This window comes from Prevotella sp. P4-67 (assembly GCF_002251325.1).
Lineage (GTDB): Bacteria > Bacteroidota > Bacteroidia > Bacteroidales > Bacteroidaceae > Prevotella.
Genome location: NZ_NPJL01000059.1, coordinates 35,008 through 60,294, shown reverse-complemented (window position 1 = coordinate 60,294; position 25,287 = coordinate 35,008). Strand labels below are relative to the sequence as shown.

At 58.0% G+C, this 25,287-nt stretch carries 25 protein-coding genes and 1 tRNA gene; 22 read left to right on the top strand and 4 right to left on the bottom strand.

Translation table 11 applies throughout. From position 1 onward, the window contains the following. Positions 1-241: 241 nt before the first annotated feature. The 22 genes from CIK92_RS10300 to CIK92_RS10195 all read left to right on the top strand — a co-directional run bounded on the left by CIK92_RS10300 (position 242) and on the right by CIK92_RS10195 (position 21,904). The gene (locus tag CIK92_RS10300) at positions 242-889 is read left to right on the top strand and encodes a hypothetical protein (protein WP_094386773.1); all 648 of its coding nucleotides are present in this window, start codon (positions 242-244) and stop codon (positions 887-889) included. Between the two features lie 15 nt (positions 890-904). Beyond that, positions 905-2,404: an RNA polymerase factor sigma-54 gene (rpoN, locus tag CIK92_RS10295; protein WP_094386774.1), complete on the top strand. Its 1,500-nt coding sequence runs from the start codon at positions 905-907 to the stop codon at positions 2,402-2,404. Next, on the top strand, positions 2,401-3,012 hold the full coding sequence (locus CIK92_RS10290; protein ID WP_022310468.1) for a phosphatase PAP2 family protein: 612 nt from the start codon (positions 2,401-2,403) through the stop codon (positions 3,010-3,012). Before rpoN ends, CIK92_RS10290 begins: the two co-directional genes overlap by 4 nt. A 25-nt stretch (positions 3,013-3,037) precedes the next feature. Further along, on the top strand, positions 3,038-3,547 hold the full coding sequence (gene purE, locus CIK92_RS10285; protein ID WP_094389007.1) for a 5-(carboxyamino)imidazole ribonucleotide mutase: 510 nt from the start codon (positions 3,038-3,040) through the stop codon (positions 3,545-3,547). Beyond that, positions 3,528-5,399 (top strand): 4-hydroxy-3-methylbut-2-en-1-yl diphosphate synthase, encoded by a 1,872-nt coding sequence (locus tag CIK92_RS10280; RefSeq protein ID WP_094389006.1) that lies wholly within the window; start codon positions 3,528-3,530, stop codon positions 5,397-5,399. The genes purE and CIK92_RS10280 overlap by 20 nt, the downstream gene beginning before the upstream one ends. Before the next feature lies 1 nt (position 5,400). Then, positions 5,401-6,210 carry a DUF4886 domain-containing protein gene (locus tag CIK92_RS10275; protein WP_094389005.1) on the top strand — a complete coding sequence of 270 codons (810 nt, stop codon included), beginning with the start codon at positions 5,401-5,403 and terminating at the stop codon, positions 6,208-6,210. 200 nt (positions 6,211-6,410) lie between these two features. Further along, positions 6,411-7,700 (top strand): phosphatase PAP2 family protein, encoded by a 1,290-nt coding sequence (locus CIK92_RS10270; RefSeq protein WP_254046060.1) that lies wholly within the window; start codon positions 6,411-6,413, stop codon positions 7,698-7,700. Positions 7,701-7,962: 262 nt separating this feature from the next. Beyond that, the gene (locus tag CIK92_RS10265; RefSeq protein ID WP_094386778.1) at positions 7,963-8,319 is read left to right on the top strand and encodes a DUF1893 domain-containing protein; all 357 of its coding nucleotides are present in this window, start codon (positions 7,963-7,965) and stop codon (positions 8,317-8,319) included. Between the two features lie 446 nt (positions 8,320-8,765). After that, positions 8,766-8,836 (top strand) — tRNA-Gln (locus CIK92_RS10260). Positions 8,837-9,006: 170 nt separating this feature from the next. Next, positions 9,007-10,767, top strand: coding sequence for a 1-deoxy-D-xylulose-5-phosphate synthase (locus CIK92_RS10255; protein ID WP_094389004.1), 1,761 nt, complete (start codon positions 9,007-9,009; stop codon positions 10,765-10,767). Beyond that, positions 10,767-11,657, top strand: a complete 891-nt coding sequence (locus CIK92_RS10250) for an AraC family transcriptional regulator (protein ID WP_094389003.1) — start codon at positions 10,767-10,769, stop codon at positions 11,655-11,657. The genes CIK92_RS10255 and CIK92_RS10250 overlap by 1 nt, the downstream gene beginning before the upstream one ends. Positions 11,658-11,851: 194 nt before the next feature. Beyond that, complete coding sequence (locus tag CIK92_RS10245) at positions 11,852-12,226, top strand: cupin domain-containing protein (RefSeq protein WP_022310476.1); 375 nt, start codon at positions 11,852-11,854, stop codon at positions 12,224-12,226. Between the two features lie 4 nt (positions 12,227-12,230). Further along, positions 12,231-12,632 carry a helix-turn-helix domain-containing protein gene (locus CIK92_RS10240; protein ID WP_094386782.1) on the top strand — a complete coding sequence of 134 codons (402 nt, stop codon included), beginning with the start codon at positions 12,231-12,233 and terminating at the stop codon, positions 12,630-12,632. Positions 12,633-12,780: 148 nt separating this feature from the next. Then, positions 12,781-13,404 (top strand): flavodoxin family protein, encoded by a 624-nt coding sequence (locus CIK92_RS10235; RefSeq protein ID WP_094389002.1) that lies wholly within the window; start codon positions 12,781-12,783, stop codon positions 13,402-13,404. A 61-nt stretch (positions 13,405-13,465) separates the two neighbouring features. After that, positions 13,466-14,797, top strand: coding sequence for a serine hydrolase (locus tag CIK92_RS10230; protein ID WP_254046059.1), 1,332 nt, complete (start codon positions 13,466-13,468; stop codon positions 14,795-14,797). Between the two features lie 87 nt (positions 14,798-14,884). Further along, entirely contained in the window at positions 14,885-15,853 is a 969-nt protein-coding gene (locus tag CIK92_RS10225; RefSeq protein ID WP_094389001.1) for a stage II sporulation protein M, read from the top strand. Beyond that, positions 15,850-16,875, top strand: a complete 1,026-nt coding sequence (locus CIK92_RS10220; RefSeq protein WP_094389000.1) for a hypothetical protein — start codon at positions 15,850-15,852, stop codon at positions 16,873-16,875. Before CIK92_RS10225 ends, CIK92_RS10220 begins: the two co-directional genes overlap by 4 nt. 25 nt (positions 16,876-16,900) lie before the next feature. Further along, a complete protein-coding gene (locus CIK92_RS10215) occupies positions 16,901-17,533 on the top strand; it encodes a DUF4129 domain-containing protein (protein ID WP_094388999.1) in 633 nt (210 codons plus the stop codon). Beyond that, entirely contained in the window at positions 17,530-18,858 is a 1,329-nt protein-coding gene (locus CIK92_RS10210) for a DUF4350 domain-containing protein (RefSeq protein WP_094388998.1), read from the top strand. Before CIK92_RS10215 ends, CIK92_RS10210 begins: the two co-directional genes overlap by 4 nt. A 13-nt stretch (positions 18,859-18,871) precedes the next feature. Further along, positions 18,872-19,837, top strand: coding sequence for a MoxR family ATPase (locus tag CIK92_RS10205; RefSeq protein ID WP_094388997.1), 966 nt, complete (start codon positions 18,872-18,874; stop codon positions 19,835-19,837). 11 nt (positions 19,838-19,848) lie between these two features. Continuing rightward, positions 19,849-21,156: a DUF58 domain-containing protein gene (locus CIK92_RS10200; RefSeq protein WP_094388996.1), complete on the top strand. Its 1,308-nt coding sequence runs from the start codon at positions 19,849-19,851 to the stop codon at positions 21,154-21,156. Position 21,157: 1 nt separating this feature from the next. Next, complete coding sequence (locus tag CIK92_RS10195) at positions 21,158-21,904, top strand: RDD family protein (RefSeq protein ID WP_022310486.1); 747 nt, start codon at positions 21,158-21,160, stop codon at positions 21,902-21,904. A 160-nt stretch (positions 21,905-22,064) separates the two neighbouring features. Here CIK92_RS10195 and CIK92_RS10190 read toward each other — a convergent pair whose 3' ends face one another. The 4 genes from CIK92_RS10190 to CIK92_RS10175 are packed head-to-tail and all read right to left on the bottom strand — an operon-like array spanning position 22,065 to position 25,236. After that, positions 22,065-22,754 (bottom strand): NAD-dependent deacylase, encoded by a 690-nt coding sequence (locus CIK92_RS10190; RefSeq protein WP_094386790.1) that lies wholly within the window; start codon positions 22,752-22,754, stop codon positions 22,065-22,067. 37 nt (positions 22,755-22,791) lie between these two features. Continuing rightward, positions 22,792-23,709, bottom strand: a complete 918-nt coding sequence (locus tag CIK92_RS10185) for an FKBP-type peptidyl-prolyl cis-trans isomerase (protein ID WP_094388994.1) — start codon at positions 23,707-23,709, stop codon at positions 22,792-22,794. Positions 23,710-23,720: 11 nt separating this feature from the next. After that, positions 23,721-24,593: an FKBP-type peptidyl-prolyl cis-trans isomerase gene (locus CIK92_RS10180; RefSeq protein ID WP_022310489.1), complete on the bottom strand. Its 873-nt coding sequence runs from the start codon at positions 24,591-24,593 to the stop codon at positions 23,721-23,723. 37 nt (positions 24,594-24,630) lie between these two features. Then, complete coding sequence (locus tag CIK92_RS10175; protein ID WP_022310490.1) at positions 24,631-25,236, bottom strand: FKBP-type peptidyl-prolyl cis-trans isomerase; 606 nt, start codon at positions 25,234-25,236, stop codon at positions 24,631-24,633. Positions 25,237-25,287: the final 51 nt, after the last annotated feature.

Genomic DNA, 25,287 nt, shown 5'->3' with positions numbered 1-25,287 from the left:
CGTCTTCTTATACATATTATATATCTTTGCTACAAAGGTAATGCAAACCGCAGAGAATACAAAACAATCTGCTCCATTTTTTCCCCCACGGGCCGTTTCTTTCTCGATTTCACACCTGGGGGCAATCTCCATCGCGCCAACCATCATGACGACGACAGCGCAACAAGAGAGAAAATAAACGGGTTTTATTTTGTATTTCTCTGCGGTTTACACTAACTTTGCACTTATAATCATAAGGTATATGGCAAAGAATGTATCTTGGTCGGACGACTACTGGTTGCTGCTGATGCAGCTCTACCTGCGCAAACCCGTAGGTGTAAAGGCGCTATATTCACGTGGATTGGTGCAGTTGGCCCTCGAGCTGCATATCGAGCCACGCGTGCTGCGCGCCCAGATGTTCCGCCTGCGTCAGATTGACGCCCCGGTCATCCAGCAGCTTTGGGACAAGTACGCAACCCACCCCGCTCGGTTGCGCAAGGAGGTCAACCTGCTGCGGCGCATGAATGGATTCGGGCTTGCCAGCGAGTTCTATCAGGGCGTCGAGGTGAGCGGCATGTCGTGGGAGAACGACTTCAAGCCCATCGACGGCACTACCCTTATTCCCCTCGCGCTGGTGCTGGTGCTCGACCTCTACTTCAGGCTGGTGCCCATCACCATGGTGCCCGAGACGCCCGAGATCGTCGAGCTGGCACAGCTCATCGGCATCACCCCCGCCGAGGTATGCCAGGTGATGGATATATTCCAGGGATTCGACCCCTACCTTAATAGAACTACCGATACCGAAGGCGCGCTCTACGAGGCGTGCAAGGCGATATGGAACCGCTTCGGCAACGACGACCCCAACCCTCTTGCGTCCTTTGCCGCACAGGTGAAGGACTATTTCAAGTAAGTCAGACTTCAGGTTATGAACGAGCAACGTTTAATACAGGAACAGCAGCAGCGCCTCATCCAGCAGCAGCGCCTCACCCAGCAGCAGATGATGCTGGTCAAAATGCTTGAGATGCCCGCCGCAGAAATGGCAGAGCACGTCAACACCGAGCTCAACGACAACCCCGCCCTCGAGCGTGTTGACGACGCCGACGACCTGACCCATAGCGACAACCAGCTCGACAACGACGACACCGCAGAGACCTTTGACGAGCAGAATGAGCGCCAGGAGCGCAAAGACGCCCTCGACAGCGCCCTCGAGCAGTTGGGCGACAACGACGACGAGGTCTCGCCCGCCGACGGATACCACCAGGGCACAGCCTCTGCCGAACCTGCACAGTACGAAGCCGACATCCCCTCGTTCTACGACCAGCTCAAGGAGCAGATGATGGAGCTACAGCTCACCGATACCGAGCGCGCCATACTCGAATACCTCATCGGTTCGCTCGAGTCCGACGGCCTGCTCCACAAGGATATCAGCACCATCTGCGACGAGCTCGCCATCTACAACAATATCGACGTTGCCGAGAGCGAGATTGAACGTATGCTCGCCATTCTGCAGACTTTCGACCCTGCTGGCGTAGGCGCACGCTCGCTGCAGGAGTGTCTGCTCATCCAGATCAACCGCCGTGAGGAGTCGCAGACCAAGCAGCTCATGCGGCGCGTCATCACACAGTACTACAGAGCCTTCACCCACAACCAGTGGGACAAGATACAGCAGAGTCTGCAGCTCAGCGACGTCCAGGCCGAAGCCCTACGCGCCCAGTTGTCCAAGCTCAACCCCAAGCCCGGCGTGGCCTACGACGGCACTGCCAACGGCAAGTGGCAGCAGATAACCCCCGACATCATCGTCGAAACCTCTGACGACGGACACATCAGCTTCACCTTCAACGACGGCGACATCCCGCAGCTCTGCGTGAGCCGAGAGTTTCTCGACATGGTCGACACCTACAAGCGCAACAAGGACGGACTCAACCGCAACGCCAAAGAGGCCATTCTCTTTGCCAAAGAGAAGATAGACAAGGCACGCGGATTTATCCGCGCAGTAGAGCAGCGGCGACAGACGCTCACTCTGGTGACCCAAGCCATCATCGACTGGCAGCGACAGTATTTCCTCGACGGCGACGAGAGCGACCTGCGACCCATGATACTCAAGGATATCGCCACCGTCACCGGACTCGACATCTCTACCGTCTCCCGCGTGGCCAACGCCAAGTACATGCAGACCCAGTGGGGCATCCACCCGCTCAAGTTCTTCTTCTCCGACGGCTATGTGGGCAGCAATGGCAAGAAGACATCCACCCGCCGGCTGCTCGTGGCGCTCCAGGAGCTCATCGACAAGGAAGACAAGCGCGCCCCACTGAGCGACGACACACTGGCAGAGAAGATGAAGGAACTGGGATTTCCCGTGGCGCGGCGCACCATAGCCAAATACAGAGACCGACTGGGCATTCCCGTAGCACGACTTAGACGATGAACACGAAAAAGATAATCATTGCGGCGCGCGTGATGAGCGCCATCTTCACTCCTTTCTACCTTCCCATCGTGGGATTGGTAGCCCTGTTTGTTTTCAGTTATCTCGGGCTACTCCCCTGGGCATACAAGCTGCTGGTACTGGGCATGGTCTATCTGTTTACCATCCTCGTGCCTACGCTGCTCATCCACCTCTACCACCGTTATCAGGGCTGGACGCCGCTGCAGATAGGCGTCAAGGAGCGCCGCATGGTGCCCTACGCCGTTTCCATCTTCTGCTACTTCGCCTGCTATTACCTCATGACGCGGCTGCGCATCCCCAGCTTTATGGCGCGCATCCTCATGGCGGCACTGCTCATCCAGATAGTGTGCGCCATCGTCAACGTGTGGTGGAAGATTTCCACCCATACCGCCGCCATCGGTGGCGTCACGGGAGCGCTCATGGCGTTCTCGATGCTCTTTGCCTTCAACCCCGTGTGGTGGCTCTGCTTCACCCTGCTCGTCTCGGGCATGGTGGGCTCCAGCCGCATCATCCTCCACCAGCACACCCTCGGACAGGTGCTTGCCGGCTATGGCATCGGACTGTTAATCGGCTTTATTGTTATCATCTGAACTGCATATCATAAACATACATATTATGAAACCAATCATTAGCATTATCATGGGCAGCACCAGCGACCTGCCCGTAATGGAGAAAGCCTGCAAGTGGCTCAACGACCATGAGATTCCCTTTGAGGTCAACGCACTCTCGGCACATCGCACCCCCGACGCCGTAGAGACATTCGCACGCGGAGCCAAGGAGCGGGGCATACGCGTCATCATCGCTGCAGCAGGCATGGCGGCAGCCCTGCCCGGAGTGATTGCCGCCTCGACCACTCTGCCCGTCATCGGAGTACCCATCAAGGGCATGCTCGACGGACTCGATGCCATGCTGAGCATTATCCAGATGCCCCCAGGCATACCCGTGGCCACAGTAGGAGTCAATGCCGCACAGAACGCTGCCATACTTGCCGCCGAGATGATTGCTCTCAGCGACGAGCGCGTGGCACAGGTCGTGGCCGACTGGAAAGCCGGACTCGGCGCCAAGATAGAGAAGGCCAATAAGGAACTGGCAGAAATCAAGGACTATGAGTACAAGTGCAACTGATTTGTTCAACTACCGCCGACGCCAGTCGTCAGTGGTACACATAGGTTCCATCGACATGGGAGGCGACAACCCTATCCGCATCCAGTCGATGACCACCACCAACACCAATGACACTGCTTCCAGCGTAGCCCAGGCCGAGCGCATCATCGAGGCAGGCGGAGAACTGGTGCGTCTTACCACACAGGGCTCGCGCGAAGCCGAGAACCTCAAGAACATCAATGCCGGCATACGCGCCGACGGCTACAAGACGCCGCTCGTGGCCGACATCCACTTCAACCCGCATGTAGCCGACGTCGCCGCGCTCTATGCCGAGAAGGTGCGCATCAACCCGGGCAACTACGTCGACCCCGCCCGCAAGTTTGTGCATCAGGAGTACACCGACGAGGAGTACGCCCAGGAGCTGCAGAAGATAGAAGACCGCTTCGTGCCCTTCCTCAACATCTGCCGGGAGCACCACACCGCCATACGCATCGGCGTCAACCACGGTTCGTTGAGCGACCGCATCCGCAACCGCTACGGCGACACGCCCGAGGGTATCGTCGAGAGTTGTATGGAGTTCCTGCGCATCTGCAAGAGGGAGCACTTCGATGACGTGGTCATCTCCATCAAGGCGTCCAACACCGTGGTGATGGTCCAGTCTGTGCGACTGCTCGTGGCACAGCTCGACCGCGAAGACATGCACTACCCTCTCCACCTCGGAGTGACCGAGGCGGGTGAGGGCGAGGACGGCCGCATCAAGAGTGCCGTGGGCATCGGAGCCCTCCTTGCCGACGGCATCGGCGACACCATCCGCGTGTCGCTCTCCGAGGAGCCCGAGGCTGAGATACCCGTGGCCCGAGAGCTGGTCGACCACTTCACCGCCCGCGCCGGCCACCGCCTCATCCCCGCTGCCGAGGCCCCTGGCTTCGACTGGCTCCACCCGTCGCGCCGCACCACCGTGGCTGCTGCCAATGTCGGCGCCGCCCATGTGCCCGTGGTCATCACCAGCGTGGTGCCCCAGTCTGCCGACGCCGACCAGCGCCCCGACTACATCTACATCGGCAGCACCATGCCCGGGCAGGTAGACCCCGAGCAGATGTACATCGCCGACTTCAACGCCCTGCCCGCCCTGCGCGAGGCAGGTCTGGAGCGCGTCTGCCCCATATACCCCACCCAGTCCATGCCCTTCATCGGCATGGACACGAGCCGGGTCAAGTTTCTCGTGCTCCAGTATGGCACCCCCGCCGACGAGTATATCGCCTGCCTCAAGGCCCATCCCGAGGTGGTCGTCGTGGCTATGACCCACCATGCCAACCCCACCGGCGACCAGCGTGCGCTGGTGCATGAGATGATGGCTGCCGGAGTCACCAATCCTGTAGTCTTCGCCCAGATGTACCACACCGACGACAAGGCTGCCTTCCAGCTCGCCGCCGCTGCCGACATGGGCGCGCTCATGATTGACGGACTCACCGACGGACTCTGGCTCATGAACGAGGGCTCCATCGCCGCCGACGACATTGCCGCCACCGCCTTTGCCATACTCCAGGCTGCGCGTCTGCGCGTCAGCAAGACCGAGTATATCTCCTGCCCGGGCTGCGGGCGCACCCTCTACGACCTGCGCGCCACCATAGCCCGCATCAAGGAGGCCACCCGCGACATGAAGGGGCTCAAGATTGGCATCATGGGCTGCATCGTCAACGGACCCGGAGAGATGGCCGATGCCGACTACGGATATGTAGGAGCCGGCGTCAACCGTGTGTCGCTCTACCGACGCCAGGAGTGTGTCGAGAAAAACATACCCGAGGAGCAGGCTGTCGACCATCTGCTCGCTCTCATTCGTAAAGACCAACTTAACAACCAAAATCAAGAATAGCATGAAACGTCTGATGTGGGCCATCCTTCTGTTGATGGCCGTAGTCTCTGCCGACGCAGCCCGAGTGATCAAGGTGCTCGCCATCGGCAACAGCTTCTCCGAGGACGCCATTGAGCAGTACCTCTACGAGTTGGCTGCCGCCCAGGGCGACAGTCTGGTCATCGGCAACGCCTATATCGGCGGCTGCTCGATAGACCGCCACTGGAGCAACGCACAGACCGGAAAGCCCGAGTATCGTTACCGCAAGATTGTCGGAGGCAAGACCGTGACACGCCACCACGTGGCGCTCGACGACATCATCGCCGACGACCAGTGGGACATCATCTCGCTCCAGCAGGCCAGCCACTTCTCGGGGCTGCCCTACACCTACGCCAATCTGCAGCGGCTCAAGGACCACGTGCTCGCCATCTGCCCCAACAAGCAGGTCGAGATAGTATGGCACATGACCTGGGCCTACGCCAAGGACAGCCACCACCACGCATTCCGGTTCTACCGCAACGACCAGCAGTTGATGTACAACAACATCTGCCTTACCATGGCCGACCAGCTGCCTCGCGTGGGCATAAGCCGCATCATCCCTGTGGGCATGTCGGTGCAGAAGGCGCGCGGAAAGATGGGCGATGTGCTCTGCCGCGACGGCTTCCACCTCAACAAGGCTTATGGACGCTACACCGCAGCCTGCACCTGGTGCGAATTTCTTACCGGCCGCAAGGTGGTAGGCAACTCTTATCATCCTGAGAGCGTCGATGCCCAGACGGCTCTGCTCTGCCAGAAGATGGCTCATCAGGCTATGCGCGACATCAAGCGCTGATACCGACCATTTTACCTTTGGTTCCATAGGTGGAGACAGTGTCCCTGACAGCAGGGCCTGTTTCCACCGCTTTTTTATACGCCACAGCCACCGCCGCGCCTGCCTTCCCTACCGCTGCAGAAAGAAACCCACACCTTATTATAATATATAGCCTCATCCAGCGTTATTATAGAAAGACAACATTTAGGATCATAACCCGTATGATGCAGCATCGCTCTCTGGTCCTCCGTCTGAGGACTCTTGTTGTACTCGTGGCACTCATGGCAGCCGCCCAAGCCTCTGCCCAGACCGTCCCCGACACCCTCGCCGCCACCCCGGCTCTCACCCTCACCGCCCCCGACTCCACCGCGCAGCCCATGCCACGCATAGACCGCCTCACCTCGACCCGACTCTACCAGATGACCTACATCGGAGTGCCCCTCGTGGCAGCCGGACTGCTGGTCAAGGGCCAGGATGCCCACTTCCGTGGACTGCGCCATGACTATCTGCCCGAGTATCGCAACCATGTAGACGACGGCATGCAGTTTCTGCCGGGTCTGGTGATGATAGGCCTCAAGACCGCCGGCGTAGAGAGCCGTAGTTCGTGGGGACGCATGATGGCGTCGGGCGCACTCTCGGCGGTCATCATGGGCAGCGTGGTCGAGAGTATCAAACTCACGTCCAAGGTAGAGCGCCCCGACGGCAGCGACAACCACTCCTTCCCCTCGGGCCACACCGCCACAGCCTTCATGACCGCCACCATGCTCAGCAAGGAGTACGGCCATCTGAGCCCGTGGGTGGGCATCGGAGCCTACTCGGTGGCTACCACCACCGGACTCATGCGCGTGGTCAACAACAAGCACTGGCTGAGCGACGTGCTCACTGGCGCAGGCATCGGCATCATCTCTACCGAACTGGGCTACTGGGTGGCCGACCGCCTCTTCCGCGACCACGGCATCACCCACCACTCCACAGCCTATACCCTCGACATGATGCGACGCCCATCGTTCCTCGGCATCTACGTGGGCATGAACATACCGCTGAGCAAGTACGACATCGACGAGCAGCACGAGTTCCGCACCTCGGCAGGCTCGACCGCGGGCGTCGAGGGTGCCTACTTCTTCACACCCTATGTGGGCGTGGGCGGACGCGTCACCGTGACCAACACCCAGATTATCACCTGCGGCAACGTGGCAGAAGACCACACCTTCGATGCCGTCTCGGGCTATGCCGGAGCCTACTTCTCGCTGCCCCTCACCCCGCGCTGGCAGATAGGCACCAAGGCGCTGGCGGGCTATGTACATTACCCACGGCTCAGACTCAAGAGCATGGACATAGGCACTCGCGACAGCGCCACCTTCGGTACCGGCGTCTCAGCCACCTACCGCGCCACCGACCATTACAATGCCCGTTTCTTCGTCGACTACAACCTGCTGCCCTCCCACAGCCGCGGTTCGCGCGAGTGGATGAGCACCCTGGCAGCCGGACTGTCGTTTGCCGTAGCCATCTAAGCACCGTCGCCACAGCCACAACGCCCGTCACAGCCCCAGCGCCCGTCACCACAGCCCACGCGCCCTCCGTCACAGCCCCAGCGTCCATCGCGACGCCACCAGCCCCATCCCCTGCACCGGCAGCCGATGGGGCAAAAATTATTCGCAACTTTTTGCCCAAAGACGAGGGCAGTATCGTTTTTTCTTCTTATTTTTGCAAAAGAAGCCGATATGTTTGGTCTGCTCGGCACTATTAACCCTAAAGAAGAAAGGAAACTGCCCTATGATGAACCAACTTATAGACAGACTGCATGCCGACCACCTGTCGCTTGTCATCCTTCATGAGGGTCGCGTGGCGACCTATGAGGGTCACGGCGTGCGCACACTGTATCACATTCTTGACAATGAGCCCGAGCTGCTGCTCGACGCCAAGGTAGCCATAGCCGCTGCCGGACACACCGCCGCCCAAGCCATGAAGGAGGGCGGAGTGGTAGAGGTATATGCCGACTACATCAGCGAGCAGGCTTACGACACGCTCCACGCCGCCGGCATCAAGGTCACGGCGGTACACAAGGTGAGCCACCACGACTTTCTCAAGATATGGGAGCGTATGGGCGAGACGCTCGACGACAATCGCTGACCCGCCGCCACCACCCCCGCGCAGCCCGCAGCCACCACCGCAAGTCTGCTGACCACCTCTGCAAGTCTGCTGACCACCTTTGGCGAGTTGCTGATGAACCCTGCCGAGCTGCTGATGACCTCTGCCGGTTCGTATCATAAGTCACGAGCCTACGTACCTTACGGCACGAGCCCGCGTATCATAAGTCACGAGCCCACGTATCTTCCGTTACGAGCCAGCCAAGTGACCCAGCGCGACCGCCAAGGGGGTCTCCAACCGGCTGCGGTTCATCGCCTTGGACAGGCGAGTGGTCACCCTGCCCGCCGCTGCCCATCCGACGCCTCCCGGCCTCACCGTTGCAAGCAACGGAGACACTGCCCACGGTGGGCAAAATGTAAGGAAAAATTAAAAAAACAGCCTCAAAATTTGGCTATTGCCAATTAATTTGGTAATTTTGCATCCCAGATTGTTCTATGGTGTAATGGTAGCACAACAGGTTTTGGTTCTGTTTGTGGTGGTTCGAATCCGCCTAGAACAACTTGCATGAAGCGTCGGATATCGTGAGATTCCGACGCTTCTGCCATTATAGACAGCGACGCCGCGCTACAAAGCGGAATTATGGTAATTTTCTCTGATTTCAGGGTATGACCTTCTGTGCCTATAGTGCGTAACTTTGCACCGTAGACCATCAACACGTTTTTTACAATTATGTACATAGAGAAGATAAAGTCGCCAGCCGACTTGAAACAGCTGGACCTGGAGGCCCTCAAGACCGTGGCCTCAGAAACCCGCGAAGCAGTATTGAACCGTGTGAGCAAGCACGGCGGACACATAGGCCCCAACCTCGGATTTGTCGAGGCCACCGTGGCGCTGCACTATGTGTTCGACGCACCCGCAGACAAGTTTGTCTTCGACGTGAGCCACCAGTGCTATCCCCACAAGGTGCTCACGGGCCGCGCCGCCGGCTTCCTGGGCGACCTCGACGACATGAACGCCATCAGCGGCTACTCCTCGCCCACCGAGTGCCCCGAGTACGACAACTTCGAGGTGGGCCACACCTCTACATCCATCAGTCTTGCCACCGGACTGCAGAAAGCACGCGACATACGTGGCTCCCACGAAAACATCATAGCCATCATCGGCGACGGGTCGCTCTCGGGCGGCGAAGCCTTTGAAGGCCTCGACGAAGCCTCCGAACTCGGCACCGGCATCATCATCGTGGTCAACGACAACGAGATGTCGATAGCCGAAAACCATGGTGGTATCTACAAGAACCTGCGTGCCCTGCGCGAGAGCCACGGCGAGTGCCAGCACAACTGGTTCAAGGCATGGGGCTTCGACTATCACTATCTGGAGGAAGGCAATGACGTGGAGCAGCTCATCAAGGTCTTTACCAGCGTCAAGGACACCGACCGCCCCACCGTGGTACACATACACACCGAGAAGGGTCACGGCTTCGCCCCCGCCGTCGAGAACAAGGAGGCATGGCACTGGGGCGCTCCCTTCAACCGTGAAGACGGAAGCCGGCCGGCTGCTCCCGCCGTGGAAACCTATGAAGCGCTCTTCAGCGACTGGATGCTGCGCGAGATGAAACGCGACAGCACGCTCATCGCCGTGACTGCGGGCACCCCGGCAGCAGGAGGCTTCACGCCCGAGAAGCGCCGCGAGGCCGGCAAGCAGCACATAGACATGGGCATAGCCGAAGAACAGGCTGCAGCGATGATTTCGGGCATGGCTAAGGGCGGTCTGCATCCCGTGTGGACGGTCTACAGCACCTTTATCCAGCGTACCTACGACCAGATAGCCCAAGACCTCTGCATCAACGCCAACCCCGCCGTCATCAATGTGATGGGCGGCGGCATAAGGTCGATGAACGACATCACCCACATCTGCCTCTTCGACATCCCGATGCTCTGCAGCATACCGGGGCTCATCTATCTCGCTCCCACCACCTGCGAGGAATACTTTGCCATGCTCGCCTGGGCCATCCGTCAGGACCGCAAGCCCATCGCCCTGCGTGTGCCCACAGGTGGAGTGGTGCATAGCGACGCTCCGGTCGATGAAGACTATGGCTACAGGGCATCGTACCGCGTGGCACATCGCGGCTCGACGGTGGCCATCATAGCCGCGGGCTCGTTCTACCAGAAGGGCGAGGCGGTGAGAGCGCTGCTGGCAGAGCAGGGCATCGACGCCACACTCGTCAACCCGCGCTACCTGAACGAGGTAGACGCCGAGACGCTCGACAGCCTGAAACCCGACCACCGGTTGGTGGTCACCCTCGAAGACGGATGCCGTGACGGCGGTTTCGGAGAGCGCATCGCCGCATACTACGGCACCTCAGACATGAAGGTGATGGTGGGCGGTGTAAAGAAAGGGCTCTACGACCGCTACGATGCGCAACAGCTCATGGCCGACAACCGTCTGCTCGACACGCAGATAGTGGAAGACATCGTCAGAGTGATAGGATAATGGAAGAGATAAGGTTCAGTACGGTTCAGGAGTTCAACGACCACTACGGCGTGCCGACTCTGCATCCGCTGGTGACGGTGGTGAGATTTAACCGCGAGGCGAAACTCGAAGAGCACATGTGTCACTACGGTCTCTACGCGCTCTTCCTGAAGGAGAACAAGGGCTGCCGGCTGTCCTACGGCCGTACGGAGTACGACTTCGACGAAATGACGGTGACCAGTTTTGCCCCCGGCCAGTCTATCCATGTGGAGCCCAACCCCGAGGTGCCCGTGCCCAAGTGGACAGCGTTGCTCTTCCACCCCGACCTGCTCAACCGCACTCAGCTCGGCAAGAATATCGGGCGCTACGAGTTCTTCGACTACACCAGCAACGAAGCCCTGCATCTCTCGTGTGGTGAAATAGAAATCTACAGGGGTGTCCTCGCGATGATACAGCACGAACTGGAGCGTGGCATCGACAAGCACTCGCGCGAACTGATAGTGAGCAATATCGAACTGCTGCTCAACTACTGTCTGCGCTTCTACGACCGCCAGTTTATCACCCGCGAGGAAATCAACCATACCGTGGTGAAGAAGTTCACCGACCTGCTGGACCGCTATATAGCCGACAAGGCACGACGGGAGGGGCTGCCCTCTGTGGCATACTTCGCCGACAAGTGCTGCTACTCGACCAAATACTTCGGCGAACTGGTCAAGACCGAGACCGGACGCACTGCCCGCGACTTCATCAACGACCGGCTGCTGCGCGCCGCCAAACAACTGCTCGCCGACGAGGAGCTCAGCATCAGCCAGGTGAGCCAGGAACTGGGCTTTGAGTACCCCCAGCACTTCGTGAGGTTCTTCAAGTCGCAGACGGGCAAGACTCCGTCGGAATACCGACGGTCGGCATAAGCGCAGAGGACAATAGCCGGGCGACGGGTTAAACTATGTTAACGCCATCGGCGTAACCGGCTCATACAGCCATTGGTAACCTTGGCGTAACCAGCCCACCTGGAGGTGCCTACTTGCATGACAACGAGACTGTTAGTAACTTTGCAGCATCAAAGATACAATAACAGTAATCATTCATCAAAACAAGTAGAATTATGGCAAATTACGCAATCAAGAACCTCAATGGTTGGAACAATGTAGAAGGCAAGATATTCCTGGGCGACGAACTCGGGCTGACCGGAGCCCAGTGCTCACTGCAGCGACTGGCTGCCGGCGAGGATGCACCCTTCTTCCATTCACACAAGACCCACGAAGAGCTCTATGTCATCATCTCGGGCGAAGGCGAATACGAGGTCGACGGCGAGAAGAACCATGTGGGCGAAGGCAGCATCATCCGCGTGTCGCCCGCAGGTGTAAGAGCCTTGCGCAACAACAGTGACAAAGACATGGTCATGATGTGCATCCAGTATGAAGCCAAGCCTATCACCAGCTTCATGGACGATGCCAACATCATCGATACGAAACAATAACATAATGGCAAACGAACAGGAAATCTTACAAGACACAAGAGACGCCCTATTCCCCGACTGCCCCATCCGCAACGTACTCGCGCGTGTGGGCGACAAGTGGTCACTCCTTGTGCTGTATACTCTACAGCACAGGGAGTCGTTGCGTTTTAAGCAACTACAGCGTCTGCTGCCCGACATCTCACAGAAATCGCTCACCCAGACGCTTCGCATGCTCGAAGAAGACGGCTTCGTGAGCCGTAAAGTCTATGCCGAAGTGCCGCCGAGGGTAGAGTACAGTCTCACGGAGCGCAGCATGTCGTTTCTGCCCGTGGTCAACAGCCTCATCGACTGGGCCAAGGAGAATATGGCTGACATCATCAGCGACCGGGCTCGCCACAGAGAGGGCAAGGAGACAGCCATGGCTTAATTTGAGAAAAATCTGGGCGTGCTGTTGACGATTGCGTATTTTTTTGCGTAATTTTGTAGCACATTACTTATAAACATAACCTGGTGGAAGGGCCAGGCGGCAAGGGCTGTGTCCATGCCTGCCACGGCAGCCATAAAGGAAGACAACGATGAAGGTATTACTAATCAACGGAAGCCCCCGCCGGGAGGGCAATACATACACCGCGCTGTGCGAGGTGGCCCGGCAACTGAAAGTGCAAGGCATCGAGAGCGAAATCGTATGGGTGGGCACACGCCCCGTACGCGGCTGCATAGCCTGTGGCAAGTGCAAGCAGCAGGGCGACAACCGTTGCGTCTTCGACGACGATGTGACCAACGAGGTCATCGGCAAGATGGAGCAGTGTGACGCCATCATCGTGGGTTCGCCCGTGTATTGGGGCCAGCCCTCGGGCCAACTGCTGTGTCTGCAGCAGCGCATGCTCTATGCCGGAGGCGCCATGTTCAAGGACAAGCCTGCCGCCGCTGTGGTCTGCTGCCGTCGCGGCGGAGCCACCGCAGCCTACCAGACCATGCTCATGCCCTTCCAGATGTGCAACATGCCCATCGTGACATCGCAGTACTGGAATATCGCCTACGGACGAGATGCCGGCGAGTCGCTGATGGACATCGAGGGTATGCAGACCATGCGTACGCTGGCCAACAACATGGCTTGGCTGCTGAAGAAAATCAACGGCACCGACACCACCCCGCGCCCCGAACGCGAGGACTGGGAGCCGATGAATTTTATCAGATAACCCACCAGACCTCACGTCATCCCCACGACTCTGCGAGGGGATGAAAGCGCCGTCATCACACATGAAGAAATACAGGATAAGGAAAGAATACCGCACACGGGTAAGGCTTACCTGTGGCGGATGCCTCACCATCATCATAGTCATCATCGCCGCCATCTGCCGATGCTCGTGCTCGTGCAGCAGCCACCACAAGGACGCCGACACGCTGGTAGACCGCAGATACAGACTCAACGAGCATCTCACCAACGAGAATGCCGGCGGTGCTGAATTTGAAGAGATGGACTCGGTCATAGCCCGCTATCTGCGCCGATGGGAAATCAACGGCGCCCAGCTCGCCATCTCGCGCAACGACTCGCTCGTCTACGCCCGCGGGTTTGGCAAGGCCGACGAGGGAGTGGCCATGCAGCCCAGCCACATCATGCGCATGGCGTCGGTGTCGAAACTCGTCACCGCCGTGGGCGTGATGAAACTGCGCGACATGGGCCGACTGCGCCTCAGCGACCACGTATTCGGTCCTAAAGGCATACTCTCCGACACCGCCTATACCAACGTCATCCGCGACAAGCGCCACTTTGACATTACCGTCGAAGACCTGCTGCGCCACAAGGGCGGCTTCACCAACTACGCCGGTGACCCGATGTTCTCGACACGTTATATCATGATGCAGAACCGTCTGGCCACGCCTCCCGACCATCGCACGCTGCTCCGCATCGTGCTGCGGCGGCGTCTGGGCTTCACCCCCGGCACTGCCCGTCATTACAGCAATCTGGGCTATATGCTGCTCTCCGAGATTATAGCCCGCCGCTCGGGCATGAGTTATGAGCAGTTTATGCAGCGCCATGTGCTGGAGCCTGCGGGGTGTTATGACTTCCACATCGCGGGCAACTACTACAAGGACCGCCGTCCCAACGAGTGCCGATACTATATGCACCTGACCTGCGAGCCCACCTATGAGTTCAACAACAGCGGGCGGCTGGTCGAGAAGTGCTACGGCGAGAACGACATCCCCCGCCTGGCGGGTGCGGGTGCCTGGTGCGGGTCGGCAGCCGAACTCTGCCGCCTTGTGGCAGCAATAGACGGCTGCAAGGTATTGCCCGACGTCATCAGCAGCAAGTCGGTGGCCGACATGACGCGCGAGATGCCCGACCACGACTACTCGCTGGGCTGGAACCGCACCCCGCGCAATAGCCCCTGGGTGCGCACGGGTTCGCTCGTGGGCACCAGTGCGCTTGTGCTGCGCTATCCCGACGGCGAATGTTGGGTCTTCATCACCAACACCAGTACCTGGAAGGGCCACGCCTTCTCCCACGACACCATGGCGCTCTTTGAGCGGCTGCGACGGAAGTACGGCCCCTCCTTCCCGCGTCGCAATCTGTTTGAACCAAGAAAATAATATGAGAAAGAGAACCGCAAATGTTGTGTGGTTCTCTTTTTTTTATTACATTTGCCACCATATATATAATATATAAGGTATACGCGGATGAAGGAGATACTCTTTATACGCCAGAACATCAAAGAATGGCAGCAGATAGAGGCTATGCTGGACCGGCTGACCATCGAGACGCCCGACGACATATCGGCGGCGTACATCCGCGTGACCTCAGACCTGGCATTTGCGCAGACCCACTACCCCACATCGCGCATTACCGGGTATCTCAACAATCTGGCGGTGGTGCTCCACAATGCCATCTACCGCAACAAGCGTGAGAAGCGCAAACGCATCATCACATTCTGGACGCAGGAGGTGCCTCTGGTGATGTATGATGCACGCCGGCTGCTGGCATTGTCGGCTATAATATTCATCGTGAGCACAGCCATAGGCGTGGTGTCACAGATGGCGGTGCCAGAGTTCTGCCGCTACATCCTGGGCGACAGCTATATGGACATGACGATAGCGAACATCAAGCGGGGAGAGCCCTTTGCTATCTACGCCTCTGGTTCCGAAAGCTCCATGTTTAGTACGATTACCGCCAACAATATCTATGTGGCGTTTGTCATCTATCTCGAGGGTATCTTTACCAGCTTTTTCACCGCCTTCCACTTGTTCAACAACGGCGTAATGTTTGGCTGCTTCGAGGCGTTCTTCGCCCAGAACGGGCTGTTGTGGAAATCCATACTCACCGTGATGCTCCACGGCACGCTCGAGCTGTCTGCCATCATCGTGGCGGGCTCTGCCGGAATAGCCATGGGCAACGGCTGGCTCTTCCCCGGCACCTACAGCCGGATAGAGTCGTTTCGGCGGGGCGTCAAGCGAGGCTTGAAGATAGTGGTGGGCACGGTGCCCATCTTTGTGATAGCCGGATTTGTGGAGAGTTACATCACCCGCCACACACATATACCCGACGCGATAAGGCTGACGGTCATCCTGCTCTCGGCGGCGTTTGTCGTCTTCTACTACATCATTTACCCACGCACATTGTTTAACAAATCAACAAATAAAGACTTATGAAACAATTCCAACGCCCACGTGTAGACCTCTATGCACGCCGTACATTCTCAGAGAACCTGTCTGCCACGTTCGACTTCGTGAGCGAGAACTTCCGCACCCTGTTCCGCTTCCTCACCGCGTTCATCCTGCCACTCTGCGCAGTGGGTGCATTGTGCTACATGTCTACCTTAGGACAAGTCATGAAGATGGAGGCGATGGGCGAAAGTGAATTGGGCATGCTCAGCAGCCTCGGTACCAATTATATGCTTACCATCCTCGTGTCGTTTCTGGCATCAGTAGTGCTCGCAGGTGTGGTCTACACGCTCATGCAGCAATACTGGGCTCGCCCCGACAGGCTCAAAGGGATCACCTATGCCGACATCAAGCCTACGGTGTGGCAGAACATCCGCAAGATGGTGAACCTCTATTTCCTGATAGCCGCCTTCTTCGTTTTATTGATAGTAGTTTTCGCTATAGTGGTGGGACTGGCGTCGACAGTCAGCACTCCCTGGATAGGCGTAGCCCTCGTGCTGGTTATAGCGATGGCAGTGGCGGTTGTACCTCTCTTCCTGTCTGGTCCAGCCTACATCCTGGGCGGTCAGACCGTAACGGGCGCCTTCAAGCAGGCCATGCGCTACGGTTACCGCGTACTGTTAGGACTGATAGGGCTCGTCATAATACTCTACCTCATCTGCTCGCTGGTAAGTACAGCCCTGAGTATGCCGTTCTACATACTCGCCATCATCCAGGCGATAGCGGGAGTAGACCAAGGGACCTCTTCCCTGCAGTTTACCTCGTCCTTCTGGTTTACCCTCATCAACTACCTCTCAGCCATCCTCGCCCTCTATGGCATGTTTGTGGGCTATGCGCTGCTCCATGTGGGTCTGGCGTTCTACTACGGTCATGCCGCCGAGAAGGTAGACGGCGTGTCGATGACCAAGACTGTCGACGAGTTTGAGAACCTCGGTGGCGAGGCTTCCACAAACCCATCGGCTGAGGACAAAGACACCGACGACGAGAGCGACAAGACAGATATCATCTGACGCATAACCCTCCATAATTCTACTGATGGCAACCCTTCCCATAGACACACTCGTAACCGACACGGCTATCATGGCGCGCTGGCGAGAAGACGGCAGCTACAACTATGGCAGCGAACTGCTGCAGAGCGATATATCGTTCTGGGAATGGCTGGGGAAGCAGTTGCAGGAGTATCTTTCACGATTTTTCTCGTGGGTGACACTCGCTGACAGCAACCAGGGGCTCTGGATTGTCATCGCCATAGTCATCGCGGTGGCCATCGCACTCTTCATCGTCATCAGACATCCCTCGCTCTTTGCCCGCAGCAACAAGGGCAGTGCCATAGACTACGAGGTGACCGAGGACAATATCTACGGCATCGACTTCGATGCCCTCATCCGCCGTGCCTTGGACCGCAACGACCATCGGGCTGCCGTCAGACTCGTCTATCTGCAGACTCTGCGGTGGCTGAATGACGCCCAACGCATAAAATGGCGCAAGTCCAAGGCGCCAATGCAGTATGCCCGCGAGGTGGGAACGGCCGATATGCGTCGTCTGGTCACGCTCTTTCTCAGGGTGCGTTATGGCGGCTACGACTGTGGTCGTGAGCAGGTAGACGAAGCCATGCGCTATCAGCGCGCCATCTGTCCCGCCGACTGCGAGGAAGGAGGTGAGGCATGAAAATCACCACGCGCTACATCGTGGGGATAGTCATCCTGGTCGTGGGTCTCTTCGCCATACTGCTCATCAGACCCTCGCGCTTCGTGTGGACACCCACCTTTGCCCACGAAGACAAGAACCCGTTAGGCTGCTTCGTCTTCGACAGCGTGATGGTGCAGACTATGCCTCGGGGGTATAAGGCTACGGGAGCCACGCTGCGCGAAACCGTAGCCGACAGCGGCAGTAACAATGTGCTGATAGTGGCCCGCGACGGCAAGCTCACCGATGCCAACATCACCGATATCAAGCGGCTGCTCAAGAGAGGCTCTACCGTAATGCTGGTGGGCGTAGACATCTACGAAGACAGCAACGCCGACAAGGCTTTTGGTCTCCAGTGCATTACCTACGCCAACTTCTTTTACAATGAAATAAAAAACAAGCTCGCCCATAACAGCGACGACCTCTATGACACCCTCCACTATCGGGCGGTCTACAAGGACGCCCATGGCACCAAACGCCACCGCCTTCCTCGTTGCATCGACTATCCCGATGCCGACTACCGCATATACAAAACGCTCCTCGCCGGTGTGGTCAATATCGATTCTGCAGCTGCAGTCCATCGCCGCTATTACATCCTGAGCCATTGCGTCAGCCCCTACTATGACGACGAGTACAAACCTGACAACGACTACAAGGCAGTTATGGTAGAGTATGGCAGAGGCCGTCTCGTCGTGGTGACAACGCCATTGCTGTTTACCAATTTCGGCATCATCTCTCCTTCCACCCAGCCCTATGTGATGCGCCTGATGAACACCCTCGCCGACAAGCCCGTGGTAAGACTCGACGCCTCGATGAAAGGCGGTGCAGTGATAGGCGCCGACGCCGACAAGCACAACGCCTCGCCGCTGTCCTACATCCTCTCGCAGCCACCGTTGCGCTGGGCTTATTACACGATAATCGCGGGCGCGCTGGTCTTTATCATCTTCACCGCCCGACGCCGTCAGCGCGTCATCCCCATCATCCCCGAAAAGAAGAACCATGACATGGAGTTTGTCAGACTTATCGGCAAACTCTACTATGAGCATCACGACAACTCCGACCTGGTACTCAAGAAGTTTGGCATGCTCGCCGACCAGGTCCGCAATCCCCTCGACATTGACCTCAATGACCGCCATAATCGGCAAGACCATGTGCGCGCTCTCAGCGATGCCTCCCACGTGTCTATCTATGACCTCGGCGCGCTCCTGGATGAACTCCACGCCATCCGCGATGACCAGCTCGCCATCCGCGATGACGATATGGTGCGTCTCATTGGTCAGATGAACCGTATCATCAAGAACCTATAACACAGAGATAAATATGGAAGAACTATCAACCATCCCCACACCCTGCACCACCAAGATACAGGCGCTGCGAGACAGCATTGCGCAAATCATAGTGGGCCAGACACAAGCCACCGACCTCTTGCTGACCAGCGTGATAGCCCGCGGACACGTGCTGATTGAGGGCGTGCCCGGCGTGGCCAAGACCCTGCTGGCCCGAGTCATGGCCCAGCTCATCGACGCCCGCTTCTCGCGCGTGCAGTTTACCCCCGACCTCATGCCGAGCGACGTGCTGGGTACCACGGTCTACAACATGAAGACCGGAGACTTCGACTTCCACCCCGGACCTGTCTTCGCCGACGTGGTGCTGGCCGACGAGATTAACCGAGCTCCCGCCAAGACCCAGGCAGCCCTCTTCGAGGTGATGGAGGAGCGGCAGGTGACCGTCGACGGTACGCCCCGCGCGATGAGCGATGTCTTTACCATCATCGCGACGCAGAACCCGGTGGAACAAGAGGGCACCTACAAGTTGCCGGAAGCCCAGTTGGACCGCTTTCTGATGAAGATAACGATGGACTATCCCACCACAGACGAAGAGGTGGAAATCCTGTTGCGCCACCAGGCGTCGGCAGCCTTCACGAGGGTAGACCGGCTCGAGCCGCTGCTCACCCCCGCCGACCTCGCCACGCTGCGCGACGCCGCCCAGCAGGTGCGCGTCGAAGCCTCGCTGCTGCGCTACATCGCCGAGATTGTGGACACAACCCGCCACAGCAAAGCCGTCTATCTGGGAGCCTCGCCGCGTGCAGCCGTGGCTATCCTGTCGTCGGCCAAAGCCTACGCCCTCTTGCAGGAGCGCGACTTTGTCACCCCCGACGATATCAAGACCGTGGCGCCCTTTGTGATGCACCACCGCCTGTTGCTCACCGCCGAAGCCGAGATGCAGGGCTACACTCCCCTTCAGGTCGCCCAGCGATTGATAGACAAGGTCGAAGTACCGCAATAACCATCGACAGCATGTTTCTTACCTCCCGCTTTTACCTGATGCTTGGCGTGGTGGTCATGGTGACCGCCATGGGCTACGTGTGGCTGCCCCTCTACAGTCTGGGGCGGCTGCTCACACTGGCACTGGTGCTGGCGGTACTGGCCGAGACTGCGGCTCTGTGGCTCTGGAGGGCCATCAGCGCCGAGCGAACCTGCGCCGAGCGCTTCTCCAACGGCGACGACAACGAGGTAGACATCCACATCGCCAGCCGTTATCCCTTCGGCGTGGCGCTGACGGTGACCGACGAGATACCCTTTGTCTTCCAGCGTCGCGACGTGGCGTTTGCCCTCAAGGTGGCAGCCCATGGCGGAGCCACCGTCACCTACAGACTGCGGCCCGTGGAGCGTGGCGTCTACGGGTTTGGCCTTATCCGCGTCTTTGCCACCACGATGCTCGGGCTGGTGCAGCGCCGCTACAGTTGTGGCAACCCCACCGACGTCAAGGTCTACCCCTCCTACCTGCAGTTGCGCCAGTACGAACTGCTTGCCATCAGCAACCGGCTGCGCGATATGGGCATCAAGCGCATACGCCGTGCGGGCAACAATACAGAGTTTGAGCAGATTAAGGACTATGTCGCCGGCGACGAGTTCCGTACCATCAACTGGAAGGCATCGGCCCGCCGCCATCAGCTCATGGTCAATGTCTATCAGGCCGAGCGCTCCCAGCAGGTGATGAGCCTCATCGACAAGGGCAGAGTGATGCAGCTCTCCTTCCGGGGCATGACCCTGCTCGACTATGCCATCAATGCATCGCTGGTGCTGTCCTATGTGGCAATACACCGTGAAGACCGCGCCGGACTCATCGCCTTCAACGAGCGTATGGACACCCTTCTGCCGCCCTCCAACCGCCTCTCGCAGATGGAGCGCATCCAGGAGAGCCTCTATGCCGTACATACCGACTTCGGAGAGACCGACTACTCTGCCCTGGTCGAGGGCGTCGAGAAGCACCTTACCAAGCGCTCGCTGCTCATCCTCTATACCAACTTCAGCAACGCCCAGAGCCTCGACCGCCAGCTGCCCTACCTCTGCCAGTTGGCACGTCGGCACCGACTGCTGGTGGTCTACTTCGAGAACAACGAGCTCCACGAATACCTCGCCACCACACCCCGGAGCGTGGAAGACCACTATACCCATGTCGTGGCCGAACAGATGGAGCGCGAGCAGCTGGTCATCATGACCCGACTCAACCGCCACGGCATACTCGGTCTGCGCACCACCCCCGAGCGGCTCTCGGTCGATGTTATCAATAAGTATCTGGAAATCAAACACAACAACTGGTGACATGAAGACCTCGGATATCATTACCTCTCAGTTCGTGAGCCTCACGCAGACTCCCGCCGGTGTCGCCGAAAGGCTGGTGGCGCGCATCATAGACTACATCGTCATCGGCGTGTATTTCTTTGCGCTCTGGACCGCCTTCGACAAGTACAATTGGTTGCTTGACCCGCTTGGCCTCGGCGACTCTCTGTTCAGAGTGTTATACATCCTGCTGCTCCTATCGCCCATCCTCTTCTATTCGGTCATCTGCGAGTTCTTTCTGGACGGCCGCACCTTAGGCAAGATGATCATGAAGACGCGGGTGGTGATGGTCGACGGCTCGGCGCCCACCTTGGGAGCCATCCTGCTGCGCTGGCTGTTTCTGCTCATAGACGTCTACCTCATGAACATAGGCATCATCGCCATCATCTGCACCCGCCGCAACCAGCGGTTGGGCGACCTGGCGGCGGGAACCATGGTGATACGCACCCCGCGTACCGACCAGATGCACTTCACGCTCTCCGAGTTCTCCTATGCCCGCTCCGACTACAAGCCCCTTTACCCCGAGGTGCAGCAGTTGTCCTTGGGGCAGATAGACGTGGTCAACCACATACTCAACGACCAGGTGGTCTACAGCGACGAGCAGGTAGAGCAGCTCGCAACCAAGATAGAGCGCATGCTCGACATCAAGCGCGAGCCCGGGATGGACGCCACCGACCTGCTGCGCACCGTCGCCCACGACTATCAGCACTTCGCCCTCCAGGTGATTTAGGCTGGCGCGGCAGGAGGCGTCATGCCCCTATATATATAATAAGGTGTAGCCCCGCGCCACCGTCATGGCCCTCGGGGCATCTATAGAAAACGAGAGTATCCATATCCGCTCGAGTGCAGCAGATATGGATACTCTCGTTATCGTTTATGGCAGACGGTGCCTACAGCAGTTCCTTGAGCCGGCGCATGCCCTCAGACGCCCCGTAGGGCAGATGGGTCACGCGGCTCATGTCTGTGTTCACCCCGTTGGGGTCTATCAGATAGATAGGAGCATGGGCAGGCGCATAGTAGAGCAGTCCGGCGGCAGGATAGACATTGAGCGAGGTGCCGATGACCACCACAATGTCTGCCTGACTCATCGCCTCGGCAGCGGGCTCAATCATAGGCACGCTCTCACCGAAGAACACGATGAAGGGACGCAGCAGACTGCCGTCGCCAGCGAGTGTGCCGGGCTTCACCACAGCGTGGTCGGCATCGAGGGTCTCTATGTAAGCCTCGTTGTAAGGGTCGCGGCTCGAGCATACCTTAGCCAGTTCGCCGTGGAGATGGATGACATGGCTCGAGCCCGCACGCTCGTGCAGGTCGTCGACGTTCTGGGTAACCACCGTGACGTCGTAATCGTGCTCCAGACTGCTGATGATGCGGTGGCCCTCATTGGGCTGCGCCGAATAGAGTTTCTGTCTGAGCATATTATAGAAATTGGTGACGAGCGTAGGGTCTGCTTCCCATCCTTCGTGCGACGCCACCTGCTCTACGGGGTAATTCTCCCAGAGCCCATCGTTGCCGCGAAAGGTCTTGAAACCGCTCTCTACCGACATGCCGGCACCGGTAAGAAACACTATCTTCTTCATTGCTCTATAGGTCTGCGTCACGGCAGAGCGCCGCGACTTATTTGTTGTCTTTAACCTGGGCCTTGTCCTTGATACCCACCAGCTGGAGGCTGAATATCAGGGTCGAGTTGCCCTTGATGGGGCCGTTGGCATGGGCACCGTAAGCCAGTCCGGCGGGGATGTAGAGTTCCCACTCGCTGCCTACAGGCATCATGCACAGCGCCTCGGTCCATCCCTTGATGACCTGGTTCACACCCAGTTCGACGGTCGACGGATTGCGCTTGTAGCTGCTGTCAAAGACGGTGCCGTCGATGAGCTTGCCTTCATACTTCACCTCTACCTTGTCGTCCTTGGTGGGAATAGCACCCGTGCCCTGCTTCACGACCTTGTACTGCAGACCCGAGGCGGTGGTCTTCACGCCTTCGCGGGTCTTGTTGTCGGCGAGCCACTTCTCGTTGGCAGTCTTGTACTGCGCCTCGGCAGCCTCGCGGTCGGCACGCACGCGCGCTTCAAAGTAGTTGAAGGCGGCATGACCAGCCATCAGCGTGGTGTCGCCGGCGAGGGCGTCGCGGAAACCGGCTGCGAGCAGGTCGAGGTTGATGCTGTCCTTAGAGGCGGCAAACTCGTCCTGCAGGGTGGGCACGATGCGGGCAAAAAGCATACGCGCCAGCTGGCATCCGGCGTTGTAGGCACGATACTGCGGGTCGCTCTGTCGCGAGGCGGCATAGTCGAAACCTGTGAGCACGTCGTGCATATAGGCGGTGTCTACCTGATACTCCTGCTGCAGATATCTCTCCAGCCCCTGGGTCACATAGCGTCCGGCAGCATAGCTCAGCGAGTCGGCGGCGGTGTTGAGGGTACGCACCACAGCCACTGCGGTGGGCTTGGCCTCCTTCTTTTTCTTCTTGTCGGCCAGGGCTAAATTAAAAGTAGCACCCGCCATGACGACGAGTGCTAACAATATAAGTCTTTTCATGAGTGTCGTGATTACTTCTCAATGCTCAGCAACTCAATCTTGAAAATCAGGGCAGAGAAGGGCTTGATGGGGCCAGACTCCTGGTCGGCGTAAGCGAGGTTCTGGGGAATGTAAACCTCCCATACCGAACCTACAGGCATGTGGGTGAGAGCCTCAGTCCAACCCTTGATAACCTGGTTGGCACGGAACTTGGCAGGCTGCTTGCGCTGATAAGAAGAGTCGAATACCTTGCCGTCGATGGTCTTGCCCTCATACTGCACGTTGACCATGCTGGTGTCCTTGGGCAGAGGGCCGTTACCTTCCTTGATGACCTTGTACTGTACACCTGAAGGCAGACATACCACGCCAGCCTTCTTCTTGTTCTCAGCCATAAACTTTTCGCCAGCCTCCTTGTTGGGAGCATACTCCTTCATCAGGCGCTTGCTGCGAACGATGGGCATCAGGGTCTGAACCTTTACCTGAGCCTCCATGTCGGTGAAGAGGGTCTTCTGACCGGCGGTAGAAGCGATGAAACCGGCGAGGAAGTTCTTCAGAGAGATGCTCTTGGTAGAGTCTTCGCCATACACTTCGTGGTTGATGCCCTTAATCATGTTGTTGGCAACCTGCTGACCGATTTGGATACCGGCATAGTAGGCAGCCTTGGCCTTGTCGTCGCCAGCGTTGGCACCGTCGTTAAGACCACGGAAGAACTCGTCCATATAGGTTGTGTCCATACCCATACGGCCTACGAGATAGTCCTTCAGACCCTGAGACTGGAGCATACCCATGGCATAGGTCAGGGTGTCCACATCGTTCTTCAGGTTTGCTTTTGGAGCAGAGTTGCCGCAACCGGTAAAGGCAACGGCCATGATAGCCAAAACGGCTACAATTGAAAACTTTTTCATTCTTATAAGAGATTTGATTTTGATTGTTCTTTTAAGATTAGAGCACGTCGATGAGTTCTACATCGAAGACGAGTGCCGAGAAGGGAGGGATGGACTGGCCGGCACCGCGCTCGCCATAACCCAGATTGTAGGGGATGAAGAAGCGATACTTGGCGCCTTCCTTCATGAGCTGCACACCCTCGGTCCAGCCTGCGATAACCTGGTTGAGACCGAATACGGCAGGCTCGCCGCGCTGTACAGAACTGTCGAACATGGTACCGTCGATGAGCATACCCTCATAGTGGCAGCGCACCTGGTCGGTAGCCTTGGGCTGACGGCCGTTACCCTCTTTGAGTACCTGGTACTGCAGACCCGAAGGCAGAGTGACCACACCCTCCTTGGCAGCATTGGCCTTGAGATAGGCTTCACCCTTGGTCTTGTTCTCCTTGAAGCGCTCGGCAGCAGCGGCACGCTGCTTCTTCTCCTGCTCGTCAAAGAAATTGCGCACGATGGTCTGCGCCTCCGCGTCAGAGAGTTTCACCTCACCACCTGCAAGCACGTCCTTGATGGCCTGTGCAAAATCATCGATATTCAGGTCTTTGGCTCCCATGTCGGTGAGCTGGCGGCCTATGCCGAGACCTAAAGCATAACTTACTTTATCCATTTATTGTATAGTCTTTAGTATAATCTCGTGCAAAGTTAACAAAAAAATGTT